The organism is Paenibacillus sp. NN59 (genome assembly GCF_057597225.1).
Genome location: NZ_CP199678.1, coordinates 1,386,226 through 1,405,301, shown reverse-complemented (window position 1 = coordinate 1,405,301; position 19,076 = coordinate 1,386,226). Strand labels below are relative to the sequence as shown.

Sequence of the window (19,076 nt, the reverse complement as noted above, 5' to 3'; positions counted from 1 at the left end):
AGAATCCCTTAATTCGCCTGAGCCTGATGCCATTTTCACCGTTTTAGAATCCTTCCATGTCTTCCACTCTAAACTCCTCAACTTCTTCCATGAACTGAACTTTTCCATACCGGAACGCCGCCTCTCCTGATTAAATGGTTGCTTTGGTTCATGAAGTATTAAATCAATTTAAGTATAATAGGATTATAAAAGCGGTTACATTACAATTCAATGGTATATTTCAAATATACATGAATTAATTTAAGTTTTTATTTTAAGTATGTGGGGATAAAATCTCATATAGGCTTTAAAAATTTCATTGTTTATATAGGGTATATCTCACTTTTCTCCGCTCTTTCTTTCGAGCATGTAATGATTTATAATTATCTGAAATAAAACAGTCAAATGTGCAAGAGTCTGTGTAAATAGGCTTTGTTCAGAACGGGGAAAGGACATCCACCTATGATTTATATTAAAGATCTGATGTCAGGTGTGAACATTTTCAAAGCACTCAGCTCCGAAATTCGCATTCAGATTATTGAGTTGCTGGCCAGAAACCAAAGTCTTAATCTCAATGACCTCGCAACCAAGCTTGGACTTAGTAACGGCGCGATCACAATGCATATCAAAAAGCTGGAGGAAAGCGGATTAATTGAGATTAACACAGCGGTCGGCAAACACGGCATTCAGAAGATCTGTTATCTTAACGAGGAAAAGTTGATGGTTGACCTGCGTTCACAGGAGATCCACAACCGGTACGAGGTAGAAATCCAGGTTGGGCATTACAGTGATTATCAGGCAGCACCCACATGCGGCATTGCTACGAAAGACAGCATTATCGGGGAGTTTGATGACCCCCGTTACTTTGCCGACCCGCTTCGGATCGATGCCGAGATGATTTGGCTAGCGGAAGGATATCTGGAATACCGAATTCCCAACTACCTGAAGCCCAACCAGACGTTTAGCGAGATTCAACTCTCCATGGAGCTCGGTTCAGAAGCCCCTGGATTCTGTGACAACTACCCGTCAGATATTTACTTCTACATCAATGGCAAAAAGATCGGACTCTGGACGAGTCCAGGAGATTTCGGCGATACACGCGGTACGTTTAATCCGGACTGGTGGCCTCCTCACCTGAATCAGTACGGTATGCTGAAGCTGATTCGCATTACGAAGGAAGGCAGTTATATCGACGGATGCAAAATCTCGGACGTTACCCTGGATGATATCGGGCTCGATTACAAAAGCGATATTCACTTCCGCATCGCTGTCACAGACGGCCCAGTCAACAAACGCGGCCTGACGATTTTCGGCAAAAACTTCGGTAATTACGGCCAAGGTTTGCTCGCACGGGTGCTTTATAACGTGCAGGAGGACTAGACAGGATCTGGCTGGAAAGTTTGGTTGAAGATGCTCCTAATTTTAGAAGAGTGCGAATCTGCACTCTTTTTTTAGTGATATACTTATGACCTGTATTGAACAAGAAGTGATGACGGGTGGGGTTCTATTGAAACTGGAACGGTTAGTCTCGATCATATACAAGTTACTTAATAACGAGGTGTTGTCTGCCTCTACCCTTGCCGAGGAATATCAAGTATCGCCCAGAACGATCTATCGGGATATTGATGTGATCTGCGCAGCCGGATTTCCGGTTGTTTCGCATCAGGGAATGAATGGCGGGTATGGCATTATGGATGGGTATAAAATGGATAAAAGCCTGCTCGGCTCCTATGATGTGGATGCTTTGATTACAGTGCTCACCAGCCTCTCCACCGTATTTAACGATGTGCGTGCACAGGGTACAATCGAACGTTTGCAGACCATTGGAGAACAACATGAGAGACCAAACTTAACTGTAGACCTGAATACATATCGAACTGAGCCTGACTCGCTTTCGCATCTTCGTGCAGGAATCATGCAACATCATGTCGTTCAGTTTGATTACATTAATTCCAAAAATGAGCGCACAAGCCGAGAAATTGAACCTGTTCGATTGCAGTTTAAATACCGTAGCTGGTATGTGTATGGATATTGCCGAAGCCGGCAGGATTATCGGGAATTCCGGCTGTCACGCATGTTAAACGTACATCTGACCAACCGTCATTTTGAAGCGCATGTTCTCCCCATGGAAGAGCCATCTACCGCTCCCCCTGTCACCCAGGAGATCATGACAGATGTGGTATTTCGCGTATATCCGGATGCACTCGCGGAGGCGCTCGATCATTTTCAGCAGGCAGACAAACAATTTCATGAGGACGGCAGTATGACAATGCGCGTTCAGGTTCACAAACCGCTTCAAGCCCCGTGGTTATGGTCTTTTTTGCTGAGTTTGGGAAGTGGCGCAGAGGTTTTGGAACCTCTAGCTCTGAGGGATGTATTAGAGACGCAACTACGAAATGCACTGAGACGTTACGACAAACACAATCATTGAAGCCCGATAATGGGAGTCTTGTGAAGTGAAAGAAGAAGTATGACACGCTGTTGTCATACTTCTTTTTTTATACTCATTTCAGTAACAAGGCAGGCACTAAGACCATCCTATCATTCGCTAAAATAAAGGAGACGATATTTCATGAATCACCTAGAAGAAATGGTTCATTATCATGTTTGGGCTTCGCAGATCATTATGCAACGCATTCAGGAGTTGCCGGCTTCTGTGCTGCATCAGGAAGTGAACAGTTCCTTTCCCACCCTCGCCCATGCGCTCAGTCATATGAATGCTGTGGATCAGATGTGGTACTTGGTGCTAACCGGAACCAGCATGCCTGAAGCTTTACAAATCTGCATGCCGCGTAACGGGGAAACGTTTGCCACCATAGAAGAATATTTCGAGCGTTATGCCGAACTATCCAATCAATACCTGACTTGGTTCAGTCAGCAGACGGATTTGGAGCAGGTGCTTCTGCTTGACAATCCCTTTGCAGGCGTGCGTCAAACCCGTTTCGCGGAAATCATCTTACATCTGGTGAATCACGGGACCTATCACCGGGGTAATATATCCACCATGTTGCGTCAGCTCGGCCATGCTTCTGTCATGAATGACTATTCCAGATTCTGGTACGAAAACTCCAATACTTCAGAGTAATTCTCTAATGCTAAATCTTAGATACAATGCAACATGAAAGGTCTTGAATATGATGCCGTCTGTTCCACTTGAACGAATACTCACCTTTACCTTCAGGGAAGAGTTAAAAAAATGGTTACAGAAGCACGGAACTACAGAGTCCTGCTGCTGGGTTCCTGTGAGTTTGAAACCACGCCCCGATACCCTTTTATATCTGGATGCTGTTGAAGAAGCATTATGCTTTGGCTGGATTGATGGCGTCAAAAAGAAAACTTCCGATGGCCTGTTATTACAACGCTTATCTCCACGTAGTCGCAAAAGCTCATGGACAGAGCTCAATAAGGAGCGTGTGCGCCGATTAGAAAGGCTAGGTCTAATGCAAGATGCGGGTAGAAAGGTTCTGCCGGACATGAATCCTGAAGCTTTTGTTGTGGATGCCGAGATTGAAGAGAGGTTAACTGCGGACAGACAAGTACATGATCATTTCGTAGCTTTTCCTCTCCTCTATCAACGGGTACGTATCGACACGATCCAGAGCGTTAAACGGCAGCCTGCTCTCTTCCAAAGCCGACTTGATAAGTTCATCCAACATACGAAGGCAAATCAACTGTATGGACAGTGGCATGATAATGGAAGATTGCTGCAGGATTAAAGCATGTGTGTATTGGTTCGCGGATCAGCCGGTTGAATGTCGACCCAGAACCCAACTGGTTGATTTTGGTTCAAAATAGAGCTTGAATCATACCACGCACTCTGCTGCTTGCATAACACCGGGCTAACTGCTGTTTGAATAACTTCCAACGCCTTGCTTTTGTTCATTTATTCACCCTGATGCCGAATTTCTAACGATCACAGGATACGCTATTTAGCCGTTTTTCGCCTGACTGGAATTCTAACGATCACCAGACACCTTATTCTCCAATTGTTAGCTATTTTTCAGGCGAAATCAGCCTAATTGGCTGAAATAGCGTCTCTGAGGATCGTTAGATTTTAAAACACCCTATTTTGACCAAAATAAGCTCTGTGGTGATCGTTAGTGCTTCAAGCTTACTCATCACTCTGGCTCTCCACGCAAAAAAAAGGCCAGCCAGTAATGACTGGCTAACCTGATCACACGAAAACCATCTGACCGAACTTTCCCATAGTTGGATGCTAATCAGATCACTTGACTGGCAACTGGCTGGCACCCTTTCATAGAGCATACGATCAGTTAGACGGTTTTCTAGTTTTCTGGAGGCAACTGGTAATGTGAGCAACCTTACATATGCTTTACTTGCCAGAAGGCTGTGCTTCAGCGGTGTAGCCCGTTGGAATTTCGGCTTCTGCCGTTACTTTGGTAATCACCATTGGATACATCATATCCGGATCAGGTTGCACGATGGAGTATTTGACAATAGCACGTTTATCCTTCTCCAGCTTTACCTCATCAATTTTCAATCCGTAACCCGGGTGCGGCATTTCAGCCGTCAGGGTTACTTTACTTGTTTTGTCATCCACTTTGCTGATCGTTACCGCAGGTACGATGGCTTGCTGACCTTCACCGGGATTCGTTGGAGCCGGTTCAGTTGAACCGTCATCACTATGCTGATCCACAAACTCAAGCGCATTGAAAATCATACTGGCTGCCTCCATACGAGTAAGCGACTGATCCGGGCGGAAGTTTCCGTCCTTGTCCAGTTCAATGATGTTCATGTTCAGCAAGTTCTGGACCGCAGATATGGCGTCCTTACTTAATTTTTTTTCATCCTTCACTTCATTATACTTCATAATTACCGGATAATTACCGGTCGTGTTAATTCCCTCATGCAGCAAAATAACAAATTGTTCACGCGTCATCTTGCCTTGCGGATTCACTTCTACAGGAACGGAAAGGCCATTCTGAGTTGCCGCTTGCACAGCATCTGCATACCAGGTATCCGGACTGATTTTATTCTGAGCGGAAGCTTCCGCATATGCATTTTTCAAACCAAATGCTTTAACAATTAACTGAATTCCCTGCGGTTCGGACAGAGCAACATCCGGCCTGAACAGATCCGCCGTTACTCCATTCACAATTCCCTTCGATTTCAAAGTATCCACAACCGCCTTCTGGCCCTCATCCTTAATGTCGGAAAATGCAAATACAGAAGCACCTCCTGCTGTCAAAGAAACGCATAGCGCAAGTGTTGCAGCCAATCCTTTTTTATGTTTCATTTCCTGGCACCTCCATTATGATTAGTAAAACCTGTTTTTCATCTTTTCATCCCTACAGACGGGACATCTTCGTAAAATGTTTCAGTTCTTTTCGCATTTGGTGAATACAATTTCATAACAAGGCATATGATTTGCGGTGTATCGGTAGTCTATTTCAAGCTGTACTAGTACGTTGACAACGACTTATATTAGCGCGAAAATATAAATAGAAAGATTCATCGGTTGACGGATAAATAATAAACAAGTTCGCATAAAGTAAGAGGGCATGACACGCTACGATAAGGTGTCTGCCCTTTTCTTGACTTCGTAACAAAGGAGAACCCACACCTATGTCCAAAAAAGGTTTGCTGCGCGATTACGTGTTATCCAACTGGTCGATCTATCTCCTGGCTGTCCTTTTGATCATTGCGTCCAATGTCGGTCAGGCCTCCCTGCCCCGTATTCTGGGCAACTTTACGGATCAACTCTTGCAAAACACACTCCAGATGCAGACGGTGATCCGTTATAGCTTATCTCTACTTGCAATTGCAATTGCATACAACCTGCTGTTTGGTACCGGCCAGTTCATGATTATGAAACTGGGTCGGCGATTTGAATTTATAACGCGCGAGCGGATATTCCGCAAGTTTTCCGAGCTTAGCGAGCACTATTTTTCCAAACAGGGCAACGGCAAGCTGCTCAGCTATTTTATGAATGATGTCACCTCCGTCCGGGAAGCCATATCAAACGGGGTTACGATGATGACCAATGCTGCCTTTCTATTATTGTCCTGTGTAGTGATGATGTTGCTTAGCGGCATTCCGCTGACACTGATCCTGATCAGCATTGTACCTCTTCTGGCTATTCCATTCCTGGTTGTGTTCTTCGGCCCACGGATTCGAAAGCGCTCCCGTGATGTGCAAGAGGCGCTCGCCACAATGACGGAATCTGCGGAGGAGCAGCTTGGCGGTATTCGCGTCATCAAAACATTTGCCATCGAGGATAACGCTCGTTCTCGTTTTGGCGCAACCGTGGAGGATATCAAAAATAAACAGCTACGGTTAGTTCGTCTATCTTCCCTTTTTCAGGCTACACTTCCGTTGCTCGGTGCAACGTCTCTCGTAATTTCGCTGCTGGTTGGAGGCATTCTAACGATGCAAAACTCCATTACGCTAGGTAGCTTTGTCGCTCTGACCTTGTATCTGCGAATCATTATGGGTCCACTTCAGCAGATTGGTAACGTGATTAATACGATGCAACGTTCAGGAGCCTCGCTCGAAAGAGTGAATGATCTCCTCAGTGAAGAACCCGATGTACAGGAGATCCCTGAAGCAGAGACACTGCAGAACATGCAGGAAATTAAGATCAACGATTTGACGTTCCATTATCCAGGTAGCTCATCGCCTGCGCTAAAACATATCCAGCTCCAGATTCATGCGGGGCGTACGGTTGGCATTGTCGGTAAAACAGGTTCAGGCAAAAGCACACTGGTCAAGCTGCTGCTCCGTACATACGAACCGCCGGAAGGCAGCATTTTCATCAATGGCACAGACATTCGGGAACTGTCACTGGACAGTCTCAGGTCTCAAATCGCTTATGTGCCTCAGGACGGCTTTTTATTCAGCACCACCATACGGGACAACATTGCATTCAGCGACCGTGAAGCGCCTATGGGTGACGTAGAAGACAGCGCCAAACAAGCGATGATCTATGAAAATATTGTGCGTTTCCCTGATCGTTTCGATACCCTGCTGGGTGAACGTGGACTTACGCTGTCTGGTGGACAGCGGCAACGTACCAGTCTTGCTCGCGGATTGATCAAGCAGGCTCAGATCCTAATTTTGGATGACAGTATGAGTGCCGTAGATGCCGTTACCGAAACAGGCATTCTCCGCAGTCTGCGTAAGATCGGCAAAGGCAAAACCACCTTAATCATCTCTCACCGTATCAGTGCCGTCCGTCATGCGGATGTCATCCTCGTGTTGGATGAAGGACAGATTGTTGAACAAGGGACGCATGCGGAGTTGATGGCTGCCAAAGGGCTGTATGCAGCGACCTATCGTTTGCAGGAGGAGGGGTTACATCATGTCTGATGCGGATGCGAATCCTAAACACACCAACCATAATTCTAAACGTACCGATCAATCGGAGGCCTCCACCAACGATCATCACAGTAAACGTGCTTCATTTAAAGAAATGATGGGCTACGCCAAACCACATCGCTGGGCCTTTGCCGGCATATTTTTCTGCTCCCTGCTCGGCATATCCGCCGATTTGTTGCAGCCTTATCTGGTCAAGATCGCTATCGATGACCATCTGGCTGTAGGTCAAACCAGCACCTTGTTTCTCGTTAAACTCGCCGCCGTTTTTCTGGGGCTGGCTGTAATCAGTTTTATTTTTACCTATATACAAAATAATCTATTGCAACATGTCGGACAGAGCATCGTCGCTCGCATTCGCAAGGATTTGTTTAGACATATTTCCAAAATGTCCATGTCTTTCTTCGACCGCTTTCATATCGGCAGTCTGGTGACCAATGTGTCCAGCGATACGGAGACGATCAGCAGTTTCTTCACCCAGGTACTGCTCAGTCTGATTCGGGATGGCATGATGCTGGTGCTCATTATCTTTTTCATGTTTCAGCTCGATCCTATGCTCGCCGGTTATTCACTCATCGTACTTCCGGTCATCGCTGTCGTGGCTGCCCTGTTCCGCCGCAGACTGCGGAGCGCCTATCAGAATGCACGCACACGCCTTTCCCGTCTGATCGCGTTTACGGCGGAAAACCTGTCGGGTATGTTCCTGATTCAGGCGTTCCACCAAGAAGAAGAGCAGAAGAAACGATTCAAAGAACAGAACGCCCTTCATCTGGAGGCAAACATTACACAGGCACGTTCCAATGTTATTTTTAACCGGACGTTTGACATTCTGGGTAACGCGGCGCTGGTGATGATGGTGTGGCTGGGTGGTCGCGCCGTGCTGGGTGAGTCTTTGCAAGTCGGAGTGCTGTATGCGTTTATCAGCTACATTCGTCAGTTTTTTCAACCGATCAACCAGATTACAATGCAGTGGAATACCTTTCAATCGACCACTGTTTCGATGGATCGGATCTGGAACATTTTGAACACGAGGCCTGAAGTACATGACCCGTCCCCGGATCAGGCTTCGCCGCTGGAACCGCAACATGTGATGGGTCAGATTGATTTCAATAATGTATCCTTCGGTTACAAGGCAGATCGCCCTATTATTCAACATATGAATCTGCACCTGTACCCTGGGGAGATGGTCGGTATTGTGGGTACAACCGGAGCGGGCAAAAGCACACTGATCTCCCTGCTCAATCGTTTCTACGATGTCAATCAAGGCAGCATTCAAATCGATGGCACCGACATTCGACACATTCCGCAAGCCGCGCTCCACCGGATTGTGGGGCTGATCCAACAGGAGCCTTTCCTGTTCTCAGGCACCATTATTGATAACGTGAGAATGTTCAGGGAGGATATTACACGCGAGCAAGCGATGGAAGCATGCCGATTTGTTGGGGCAGATGCGATGATAAGTCGTTTGCCGCAAGGCTATGACACCCGTCTGTCCGAGCGCGGAAGCGGGTTATCCGCTGGGGAACGACAGCTGATCTCGTTTGCACGAATCGTTGTATTCCAGCCGCGGATTCTTATTCTGGATGAAGCTACGGCTAATCTGGATTCACACACCGAACAACTTGTACAACATGCACTGGAGTCCGTATCCCAAGGCAGAACCACGATTGTGATTGCACATCGCCTGTCTACAGTCATGCATGCTGACCGAATTCTGGTCATGGAACAAGGGTCTATCGTCGAGGAAGGATCACATCAGGAGTTGGTTGCGAGCCAAGGCGTGTATGCGGATTTGTACCAGCACGCACGGGAAGCAGGACAACAACCTAGCAAGTCGGGGTAATATTTTTAGCGTTAGTTTGAATTACAACATTCCTCTCAACAGGACATACGGCCCTACCTAAATGCCGCAAGAACTCGTAAACTTGATATAGGATGCACAGGTCAAACAGGCCGCTCTGCTCGTGCAGGCGGCATTTTTTACATATGAATCTGCAATGAAAGGAGGTGACGATGATGTTGCCTGCAACTTCTGAGGAACACCATCAGGGGGAAATTCGCTATCGTCGCATCACAGCGATCTGGAAAGGGAGCCTTTGTTTCCTGTTTCTCGCCTTATGTATACTGCTCTTATGGGTTATCGTTGCCGGGCAGACCGAGAGTGTGGAAAAAATCTATTACCCTATGGCTGCGATACTCGGCATGTGGATGGTGGGACCGTTTTTCTTTATGTTTTGGACCCGTTCCATTCAGCGCGTGGCGATCCTCGTCTCATGGGATGAACAATCTCTCCATGCGGGTCAGCGCCATATTCCATGGAACCAGATTCGCAAGATCGAGCTTGCTACCCCTGCCCGAAGCAAATGGCAATTATCCGCCTCCCCCATGTACGCCTTGTATCTAAAGGACGGCACTCGAGTTCATATTCATACGGACCATTTGTTTGGAAAAAAAGAGCTACAGTCCTCCTTGTCTACTCTCCAAAAGACGTTAAGGGAACATCCATGTCCTGACCTGGATTGAACTTGTCCAGGTCAGGACATTTAGGATGATGATTTCTCCACTCCAATGGATAAACTCACCCTATAATTACCTAGCGGTAGCAGCGCTTCCAGCAGTTCACCGAGCTGCTCTGTTGTTCCGGTCTGCACCTGCATCAGGTAACAACCTTCTCCACTGACACGGTGGACTTCAATAATGTCCTCGCGTCCTGCCACAAACGCACGGAAGGCAGCATGCTTATCGCCAGAGTTCAGAAATACCGTGACAAATGCCTTCAAGCCAAGGCCGAGGCGGTCCGGGTTCCATTTTACCGTATACCCTTCAATAACCCCCAGGTCCTGCAACTTGCGCACTCTCGCCCCAACCGCTTGTCCTGTCAGATGCACTTCCTCTCCGATCTCCTTGTTCGAACGCTTCGCATCCCGGATCAAAATCTGTAAAATGCGTACATCCGTGGCGTCTATCGTTTCGTTCATAGGTATTTAGCATTCCTTTCACCTTGAAAATAGTCGGACCGATATGCATTCAGCAGGTTATGTACGACGTGAATCGGGTTGTATAACATATAGGATAATACTAAGAGAGAACCCGAAGGAGTGCAAATCAAATGAAAATCCAATTAATTCGACATGCCACCCTGTGGCTGGAATACGGCGGTCTGAAAATTCTGGTTGATCCCATGCTAATGGATGCCGAGAGCATGCCCGCTTTTCAAAATACACCAAATGAGTTGCGGAATCCTAGAGTCAATCTCCCTGAAACCGAAACAGATTATCTCAAGCCTGATCTGCTGATTGTAACGCATACCCATGCCGATCATTGGGATGAAGCAGCCGCAAATCAACTGCAGAAGGATATCCCATTGTTGTGCCAGCCGGGGGACGAGCCTACTTTCATAAAAGCAGGATTTACGGATGTAACCCCTGTCGACGTAGAGCATATGCATCATTCGGTCCGATTCTCGCGTACATCCGGTCAGCACGGTACAGGGGAGATTGGCAAACGTATGGGTAAGGTCTCCGGTTTTGTGCTTGAAGCGGATGAAGAACCGGTCACCTACATTGCCGGAGATACGATCTGGTGTGATGAGCCTGCGACAGCAATCAAACAATATAAACCAGACGTCATTGTAGTCAACGCCGGGGGTGCACGCTTCTTACAAGGTGATCCCATCACGATGGACGGACCCGACGTTGCTGCCGTAAAACGCGCCGCACCTTCCGCTCACCTCATCGCCGTTCACATGGATGCGATCAATCACTGCATGACAACACGCGCTGACCTAGCCGCTTACCTGGCAAAAGAGCAGTTGGAAGGCCAAGTGCTCATTCCAATGGACGGGGAAAGCTTCGAGTTTTAAATTACGGGGGTAAGCGAAGGGGCATAGTTGCGTATGTAGGATGGTTAATTTAGACCATGTCCCCTGCAATCATCATTCGTATGATGTAGATTGCTCGTGAGTTTTTCTAACGATCACAGCAGACGCTATTTGGGCTGATTTTGCCACTTTGAAATTCTAACGATCACAGCGGAGCCTATTTAAGCGAAATACCCACTTTTCCCTGGAATTCTACCCATTTTCACCGAAATAACGTCTCTCATGACCGTTAGAATTAAAATGTGGCGTTAAATGCCTAAATAAGGTTTCTTGTGATCGTTAGCGCAATTGGACAGCGAAAAAACACTTTACTGGGGCGCTCTACTGGGGCACAAAAAAACGGTATGCGAGTAGTCGCATACCGTTTTTTATTAAACATCGGCCTTACTTACCAACTTTAAACTCACCCTATTTCAGGTTGAGCCTACTTAAACGCTCGTGTTACTCCAACCTTATCTCACCAATATCTTACGATCTCGAAGCGCTACAGTGGTTTCTATGGCCTCTCAAAGCCACCGCAAGCCTCTTATTGCACCTTTAAACGAATCACGTTCCAGGATGCTTTCGCCAGACTCGCGGTGATGAGCGTATCGGATACTACTGCTCCTCCGCGATTGTGTGGAACAACATTGTTAGGCTGTGTAGCGGTATTGACCGCTTTGAGGTCATCTGCTTCCAGAACGATGTGCTCGATCAGAGTGCATTTGCCAAAACTGCGCAGGTCCACTTCAAGCGGCAGAGACTCTTTCAAGTGACGATTGACCGCAAACACAGTTACTTCTCCCTGCTCTTCGTTATGCACCGCAATGCCTTCCAGATAAGGAACATCTGTAATTTCTTTCGTATCGTATTTCGGTGATTGAATCAGAGGCACAAGCGCTGTGCCACGGCCATATACAGATGCATGCATGAACGGATAGAAGATGGTCTGTCTCCATGATGCTCCGCCCGTTTCGGTCATAATCGGAGCAATTACGTTAACGAGTTGAGCCAGACACGCCATTTTAACCCGATCCGCATGTTTAAGCATACTGATCAGCATACAACCCACCAAGAGTGCATCCTCGTGATTATAAATATCCTCCAGCTGCGGCGGAGCTATCTGCCATGCATCCATTTTGGAATCATTCTCATGGGAGTGATACCAGACGTTCCACTCGTCAAAGGACAGATACATCGTCTTTTTGCTACGTTTCTTCGCTTTGATATAATCACATGTCGCTTTCACCGTATCAATGAACCGATCCATCTCCAACGAGCGTGCAAGGAAGGTTGGCGTATCATCCTCCGGATTACCATAATACTGGTGCAGAGACAGATACTCTACATGATCATACGTATGATCCAGTACTGTTGCTTCCCAGTCTGGGAAAGAAGGCATGCCCAGGTTCGAGCTTCCACAAGCGACGAGTTCAATCGTTGGGTCCGTCCACTTCATAACTTTGGCTGCCTCCACGGCAGTACGTCCATATTCTTCAGCAGTCTTATGCCCAATCTGCCAAGGTCCGTCCATTTCGTTGCCCAGACACCATGTTTTGATCCCGTGAGGCTGCTTGTATCCATGTTGAATCCGAAGATCGCTGTAATACGAACCTTCCGGATGGTTGCTGTACTCCACGATATTACGGGCTGCATCCGCACCGCGTGTTCCAAGGTTAACCGCCATCATCACTTCGGAGTTAGCCTGTTTAGCCCAATCCACAAATTCGTTAAAACCAAATTCATTGGTTTCAATCGTTCTCCATGCCAGATCCAGCCTGCGCTTCCGCTCAGATACAGGCCCAACACTATCCTCCCAATTGTAACCGGATACAAAATTACCACCTGGATAACGTACAATCGGCACATGAAGCTCCTTCACCATTTCCAGTACATCTGTACGGAAACCCTTCTCATTGGCTGAAGCATGCCCTGGCTCATAAATTCCGCCATATACAGCACGTCCCAGATGCTCAATGAATGAGCCATACAAACGTTTATCCACTTCACCAATTGTAAAATCTTTATCCACCGTCATTTTCGCTTTTTCCATGAATGATCTCATCTCCCTAAGATTAATATAAAAATTAATTGATATTCTATGGATCAACGTTCATATTTATATTAAAATCGATAACAAGACATATTTCAACCCGAAATTCGAAAAATATTATTCTTTTCATTGAATTTATGTTTAACTTAATTCTATAAACGAAATTGGAGGAACATCTGTGATCAGAGCAAATACCGATGCCGAATGGCTCCCTTTATATGAAGCACTTGCCAGTGAAGTTCGGCTACAGATTATCCGCCTTGTGGCTGAGACACCAATGAATGTGAAAGATATAGCGGCATCCCTCGGACTGAGTAGCGCAATTGTTACCATGCATGTCCGCAAACTTCAAGATGTCGGCATTATTCAGTCCAAAATGGTACGCAAGGATGGCGGCACACATAAAATGAACAGCCTGGCTGTCGATTGGATTGGCATCTCCATGCCTCAAGAAACCGGAACATCCCGCAAGTTTCACGAGGTTTCCATCCCTGTCGGGCACTACACGCATTTTGACGTATATCCTACCTGCGGTTTAGCGACATCTGACCATGTCATTGGACAATATGATGATCCTCGTTATTTTTTGGACCCGGACCGGATGCATGCTCATATCTTGTGGATGGGACGCGGATTTGTCGAGTATAAAATTCCAAACTACGTGTTAACCGGGCAGCAGATTGACGCCATTGAGCTGTCACTGGAGATCGGATCAGAAGCCCCTTCCGTTAATCCAAACTGGCCTTCAGATATTACGTTCACACTAAACGGCATTCGTTTAGGGGAATGGACCAGCCCGGGTGACTCCGGCAATGGTCGCGGCATATTTACACCTGACTGGTGGAGTGATATCGTCAATCAATATGGCATGCTCAAAGTGCTACGTATAACCCATGAAGGCACGTTCATCGATGGACAGCATCTGTCGAGTATCACACTCGCTGACATTCCAGTGGAACGCAATCAGTGGACGCTACGTCTCTCTGTAGAGGAAGATGCTCGGCATGTAGGCGGGATGACCCTGTATGGTGAAGGATTTGGTAACTACAATCAAGACATTTTGTTCCGATTGTTCTATCACGATGGAATAGCACCTTTGTAAACTAAAGCACAAAAAAACACCTTTCATTTGCCAAAATAACGGTCAAATGAAAGGTGTTTTAATTTTATGTCACTGTCCTACAACGCACTGCCTCCGAACAGGAAGCGGGATTCCCAGTGCTTGCCGGCAATATCACTTACTGTCACACCGCCGCCAGCGTTGGAGTATGTATGCAATATTTTACCATTCCCCAAATAAATACCCGTATGTGTAATCGTCGCCCGAGATTTGTTCACGCCACTGTAGGCTGATGCAGAAGTGCCTTTGTAAGACATAAAGTACATGAGATCACCACGTTTCAGGTTCTTCCAATTCGTTGTGACCGTACCTTTCTTCTTCACATAATCTCCTTGTTGGCGTGAGTCTGCCGGAAGTGTAATGCCAAGTCCGTCAATAAAAGCTCGCCTTACAAAGCTGGAACAGTCAAACGTTGCCGTACTGTCGCGATCCGATGCATATTTATAGGGTGTCCCCATGTATTTCATTCCGGCCGCAATAACCTTCTCTACTGCAACACTTCCCTGACTTGTTGAGCCCTGACTAGAACCCGAGCCACTTGAACCGCTAGTCGTGCCCGTATTGCCTGTTGTTGATCCACCGCTTATCGCTTGTGTGTATTTGGATGAAGACGAGATATAACCTGTCCGATTAGAAGCATCTTTGATTTTATACCAATCCGATCCGGATTGCTCAAGCACAGTTAATGTTTCTCCTTTGGAAACCATACGAATGACTTTACCAGATGACGCTGGTGAGGTTCGAAGGTTTACACCCCAGATGACTTCTACTTTCGATTGATCTGCCGCTGCTGCGGATACCTGTCCTGTGAGCGCTGCCGTTGTTAGACTTCCCATCAGCATTGCTGCTGTTACACTTGCCGTAACAATGGTATTCTTCCAGTTCATGATGTCGTGTCCCTCCGGATATTACAAAATTTTAACCAAGAAGCCATCTTCCCGGCTCGCCTTATTGTAAACGGGCATTCTCTAACGTTCATCAGCCCAAAGTCCTGCAAGGGTTTAGACAAGTGTGAGCACTAAGGATCAGGGAAAACGTTCTTCGACTGGAAAAATAGAGCATACCCTACACGGAATGAACGGTTAATTTTTTGTAACTAATTGATACACCTTAGATTTCCACGTTTTGGTCAGGCAGACCTTTGCTGCACGCGCATGCAACCTATGCACTAGATTTTAATATTTCTCCTCATCTAACTGGAAAACATTACTACGTTTCATTTCGCTTCAATCTGGAATCCCTCTTTCACAAATGAAAATAAATGGATTTAAATCGTTGAACACGAGAAAAAACCGGGGATTTCTCCCCGGCCTTTCATCGGAAGTATACTCACCAGCAGATTGGAATAAAAGATCAGACTTTCCGTTCCCGGCCCCAATTCCTGAAACTAACCCTTTCCCTTCATTCCATGCTCCGCTTGCTGATTCAATTATGGCTCCATTCCCCATACCTTCACGCCATCCTGGTATGCTGTTACTTTTGTCCATGCACCAAATGCGGTTTGTGTAGCGTCGAAAGAGTAATCATTCGCTTGATCAAAATTCGTCCAGTTGTTTTTGGACGAGCGTGTTTGAATGATTCCTGTCTCAGCACCAGCAGCCAGACTACCTGCTCCGGCAGTGAAGCTGATCTCCAGATACGTATCTGCCGTACCTTTTGCCGGCTCCACAGCTACAAATTTGCCCTGCACATTGGCACTGCCAACCTGTGCATAGTCACACCAGAAGCTCAGATCAGCGGCACTATCTTTCGTAAAGTAATAACGAAGTTTCACTTTGCTCAGATCGACGGCCGTTGTACCTGTATTCTTCACATTGAATTGTGGTGTAAGAGAGTTGCCTGAAGCACCCGAGCCTCCATTGCGATACTGCACTTCAAGTGTTCCTGTTGAAATCGGAGCAGCCATTGGTGTCAACACAACCACATTCGAGTTCGTCTGTCCATCGGCATTGATGGCAACCACTCTGTAGTTATAGGCCGTACCATTCACTGCTGTTGCATCGGTATACGTCAGTGCCGTCAGCCCTGTCGCAAGAATGGCATAAGCACCTGTACCTGTCGAACGCTGCACGTTATAGGTTGCCGCTCCGGTTGAAGCCGTCCAGTTCAGCACAGCTTTTGCATCCCCTGCTGTTCCACTCAGGGTAAAGGCTCCTGGTATAGCTACTCCGGCCTGCGGTGTTGCCGTAACCTGCGCAGATGGCGCGGACTCACCAGCACTATTTACAGCGGCAATGACATAATAGTATGCTTTTCCATTCGTCAGTCCGGTGTCTGTAAACGTAGAACCGCTAACGCCAGTTGCTACAGAAGTATACGGGCCACCGTTCACTTCGGCACGTTTTACGGTATAGGAAGTTGCTCTCGCCGCAGCATTCCAGTTCAAGACCACTTGTTTGTCACCGCCTGCAGCAGTTACGCCTGCAGGAGCGGCAGGTGCTTCCACGCCTGGTGTTTCGCTGTCACCAAGGAGACGGTCGAACTCTCCATAAGCGGTAGCCATATCAACCTGTGACCAGAAACGGTGATACGTAAAGGTCGGTGCACCATTTTCCCACTGCTTCGTGGTCGGGTTGTAAGATGTTTTGTACTTGTTCTCCAGATAAGCCCAAGCCGGATCTTGCTTGATTGCAGGACGCAGATCGGAGTATCCGATGTACACGCCATTCCCGCCTTTTGCCGGATCGGAAGGTACACCTGCGGTGCCTGGAATCGTATTACCTTGACCGAACGTACCCGTCCAGTTCGCCGGGAGATAGATCTCTTTCGCGAAGTAACGGAAGTAATCTTTACGCTCTTCCTCTGTAACAATACCTACACCATCATTGTAATCCCAAGCTGTATCGAGCAACGTCTGAGCCAAGTCTTTGGCTTCCTGACCTTTCACACTGAGCGTACCGTTCTCTGCCTCAGTTCCAGCTGCGAAGAACGTCAATGCTTTGATATAACTTCCCAGTACCCCTGTATCCTGTACTGGATCTTTAGTAATGGCATGGAAGTTTGGATTATTCGTATAGGTGCTGAATCCATTCCATTTATCCGGCTGTCCTTGCCATTCCTGACCACCTGGAATCCAGAACTCGCCTGGAGCCGGAGTTGTTGCTACCTGAACATTTTTTCCACCGAGAATACGCTGTCCTGCAGCATTCAAATAGTAGCCTTGAGCATCCGTTACAGGGCGCTCACCAGCAAACACATAATCTTTGGTCCAGTCCACCCATTTTGTAATGACCTGTTTAGCCATTTTGAAGTTCTCAGAGGTCAAGTCACCGCTCTCTGCCAGGATGTAATACATCTCCGCCACACGCTCCAGCGGCCATGCCTGGAATCCGAACCACGTGTTGGAATCCGGGTCGCGATATACTGGTGCTTCCTGATAAGCCATATCATAGAACGTGCTCACACCTGCCGGGTAAGATGCGTAGGAACCACCAATGCTGTTGGTTGCCCCGCCGCCAACTGCACCTTCATGGGATTGCAACCAAGTGTAGAATTCGAGCTGACGTTTTAACGTCGCATTCCAGTCCGCTTTGGCTGTAGGTGACTCTGGAATCAAGCCGCCTGCCGGATCAGACAGGGCATATGCTGCAACCGGGTTTTGATAGGCTTGGTGCGTGTGACTTGCCCCAATACGCCATGCCCAATCCCCGCCTTGACCCAATCCACCGCCCCATGACGTATACCAAGCCATGAGATACATGTTGGAGTCTTTACCTGTACCTGGGGTTGGTGTACCGTTCTTCGCACTTCCAACCTTCTGGAAATACTTGTCGTACATCCCGTACCGCAGATAGTCACCCATCTTTTTGGCTTTATCAAGATACTCCGTATTGTTATAGCCCATCTCTTTCGCCCAGTACAGTACCTGTACTGCACGCGCATCCGCATCCGTTGCATTGGTATAACGCCACTGTGCCGATGGAGCCTGATTTTCCTTCGTAAACAGACTCATGAACCCTTCGCCTGCTTTACCAAATGATTTATCATCCTGGGATGGATGAGGAACTGCCTCCCACACGGACTCCTGCTCCCCACGCTGGAACGTATTCACATACGTTGTTGTATGAGAAGGATTCAGCAGATTTCCGTATCCATACCAGTCATCCACGTCGATCAGCCAGTGCATCAGATACGTCTGATTATTACCATAGGTTGCCTTGAGTTCGGCATCGAGTGGGTCCTTACCTGCTGCATACTGACCATTCAGATTGGAAGGATACTGGTCAGGGAATGGTTTTTCCGCTGCATATGTTGCAGGACTGTTTGGATTATAGAAACTCATCGTTGGTTGCTCTTCCTTGCCGTCCCCTTCATTCACCGGAATAATATACTTCTCCATGTTATCCCAGGCTGCTTCCAGTTTGCTCCAATCGCCCGTGTAGTGACCATACATCGTTTCTAGCCACAACCAATAACTGTACGCCTCCGACGTAGACATATGTCCATAATCCGGTGCCTCACTCAGCAACGTTTCAATGGAGTGATAAGGAATCCCTTCTGGAGAAAAGTATCCGTTCGCCGGGTCTTTTAATTGACCGTATAATTGCAAAAAGCGAGCTTCATTCACTCCATCGGCCTGAATTTCAATCGCCTGATCGGCAGCATGTGCCGTTTCAGGACCAGCCCAGAGTCCCGTGTATCCCGTCAGCATGACGGTTCCTGCCAGCATGGCAGTTAAACTCTTTTTTGCAGCTGTTTTCAACATGAATATATACCTCCCTGGAATAGTG

The 19,076-nt window shown here is 47.2% G+C and carries 15 protein-coding genes; 9 read left to right on the top strand and 6 right to left on the bottom strand.

Going from position 1 to position 19,076, the window contains the following annotated elements; genetic code table 11:
* Positions 1-441: 441 nt before the first annotated feature.
* The 4 genes from ACT89M_RS05980 to ACT89M_RS05965 all read left to right on the top strand — a co-directional run bounded on the left by ACT89M_RS05980 (position 442) and on the right by ACT89M_RS05965 (position 3,695).
* Entirely contained in the window at positions 442-1,359 is a 918-nt protein-coding gene (locus ACT89M_RS05980) for an ArsR/SmtB family transcription factor (protein ID WP_090918400.1), read from the top strand.
* A 127-nt stretch (positions 1,360-1,486) separates the two neighbouring features.
* Entirely contained in the window at positions 1,487-2,410 is a 924-nt protein-coding gene (locus ACT89M_RS05975) for a helix-turn-helix transcriptional regulator (protein WP_154890938.1), read from the top strand.
* A 141-nt stretch (positions 2,411-2,551) separates the two neighbouring features.
* Positions 2,552-3,064 (top strand): DinB family protein, encoded by a 513-nt coding sequence (locus ACT89M_RS05970; RefSeq protein WP_154890774.1) that lies wholly within the window; start codon positions 2,552-2,554, stop codon positions 3,062-3,064.
* A 52-nt stretch (positions 3,065-3,116) separates the two neighbouring features.
* Positions 3,117-3,695 carry a YdeI/OmpD-associated family protein gene (locus ACT89M_RS05965; RefSeq protein WP_487345303.1) on the top strand — a complete coding sequence of 193 codons (579 nt, stop codon included), beginning with the start codon at positions 3,117-3,119 and terminating at the stop codon, positions 3,693-3,695.
* Here ACT89M_RS05965 and ACT89M_RS05960 read toward each other — a convergent pair.
* Both ACT89M_RS05960 and ACT89M_RS05955 read right to left on the bottom strand, forming a co-directional pair.
* Entirely contained in the window at positions 3,692-3,862 is a 171-nt protein-coding gene (locus tag ACT89M_RS05960; RefSeq protein WP_186809743.1) for a hypothetical protein, read from the bottom strand. The two genes, ACT89M_RS05965 and ACT89M_RS05960, sit on opposite strands and share 4 nt — an antisense overlap.
* 450 nt (positions 3,863-4,312) lie before the next feature.
* The gene (locus tag ACT89M_RS05955; RefSeq protein ID WP_308722404.1) at positions 4,313-5,236 is read right to left on the bottom strand and encodes an S-layer homology domain-containing protein; all 924 of its coding nucleotides are present in this window, start codon (positions 5,234-5,236) and stop codon (positions 4,313-4,315) included.
* 329 nt (positions 5,237-5,565) lie between these two features.
* Between ACT89M_RS05955 and ACT89M_RS05950 the strand changes: the two genes are divergently transcribed.
* The 3 genes from ACT89M_RS05950 (at position 5,566) to ACT89M_RS05940 (ending at position 9,837) form a co-directional block, all read left to right on the top strand.
* Positions 5,566-7,308 (top strand): ABC transporter ATP-binding protein, encoded by a 1,743-nt coding sequence (locus tag ACT89M_RS05950; RefSeq protein ID WP_154890772.1) that lies wholly within the window; start codon positions 5,566-5,568, stop codon positions 7,306-7,308.
* The gene (locus ACT89M_RS05945) at positions 7,301-9,157 is read left to right on the top strand and encodes an ABC transporter ATP-binding protein (protein WP_487345065.1); all 1,857 of its coding nucleotides are present in this window, start codon (positions 7,301-7,303) and stop codon (positions 9,155-9,157) included. Before ACT89M_RS05950 ends, ACT89M_RS05945 begins: the two co-directional genes overlap by 8 nt.
* 170 nt (positions 9,158-9,327) lie before the next feature.
* Complete coding sequence (locus ACT89M_RS05940; RefSeq protein ID WP_487345064.1) at positions 9,328-9,837, top strand: hypothetical protein; 510 nt, start codon at positions 9,328-9,330, stop codon at positions 9,835-9,837.
* A gap of 20 nt (positions 9,838-9,857) precedes the next feature.
* On the opposite strand, the gene ACT89M_RS05935 is transcribed toward ACT89M_RS05940, so the two are convergent.
* Positions 9,858-10,292, bottom strand: a complete 435-nt coding sequence (locus ACT89M_RS05935; protein WP_154890770.1) for an Lrp/AsnC family transcriptional regulator — start codon at positions 10,290-10,292, stop codon at positions 9,858-9,860.
* Between the two features lie 131 nt (positions 10,293-10,423).
* Between ACT89M_RS05935 and ACT89M_RS05930 the strand changes: the two genes are divergently transcribed.
* Positions 10,424-11,176 (top strand): MBL fold metallo-hydrolase, encoded by a 753-nt coding sequence (locus ACT89M_RS05930; RefSeq protein ID WP_487345063.1) that lies wholly within the window; start codon positions 10,424-10,426, stop codon positions 11,174-11,176.
* 544 nt (positions 11,177-11,720) lie between these two features.
* On the opposite strand, the gene arfA is transcribed toward ACT89M_RS05930, so the two are convergent.
* Positions 11,721-13,226, bottom strand: coding sequence for an arabinosylfuranosidase ArfA (gene arfA, locus ACT89M_RS05925; protein WP_487345062.1), 1,506 nt, complete (start codon positions 13,224-13,226; stop codon positions 11,721-11,723).
* Between the two features lie 181 nt (positions 13,227-13,407).
* On the opposite strand from arfA, the gene ACT89M_RS05920 reads away from it, so the two are divergent.
* Positions 13,408-14,328 carry an ArsR/SmtB family transcription factor gene (locus tag ACT89M_RS05920; RefSeq protein WP_373323223.1) on the top strand — a complete coding sequence of 307 codons (921 nt, stop codon included), beginning with the start codon at positions 13,408-13,410 and terminating at the stop codon, positions 14,326-14,328.
* Positions 14,329-14,405: 77 nt separating this feature from the next.
* On the opposite strand, the gene ACT89M_RS05915 is transcribed toward ACT89M_RS05920, so the two are convergent.
* Positions 14,406-15,233, bottom strand: a complete 828-nt coding sequence (locus ACT89M_RS05915; protein WP_251508087.1) for a C40 family peptidase — start codon at positions 15,231-15,233, stop codon at positions 14,406-14,408.
* A gap of 542 nt (positions 15,234-15,775) precedes the next feature.
* The gene (locus ACT89M_RS05910) at positions 15,776-19,051 is read right to left on the bottom strand and encodes a glycoside hydrolase family 48 protein (RefSeq protein ID WP_308722400.1); all 3,276 of its coding nucleotides are present in this window, start codon (positions 19,049-19,051) and stop codon (positions 15,776-15,778) included.
* Between the last annotated feature and the right edge of the window lie 25 nt (positions 19,052-19,076).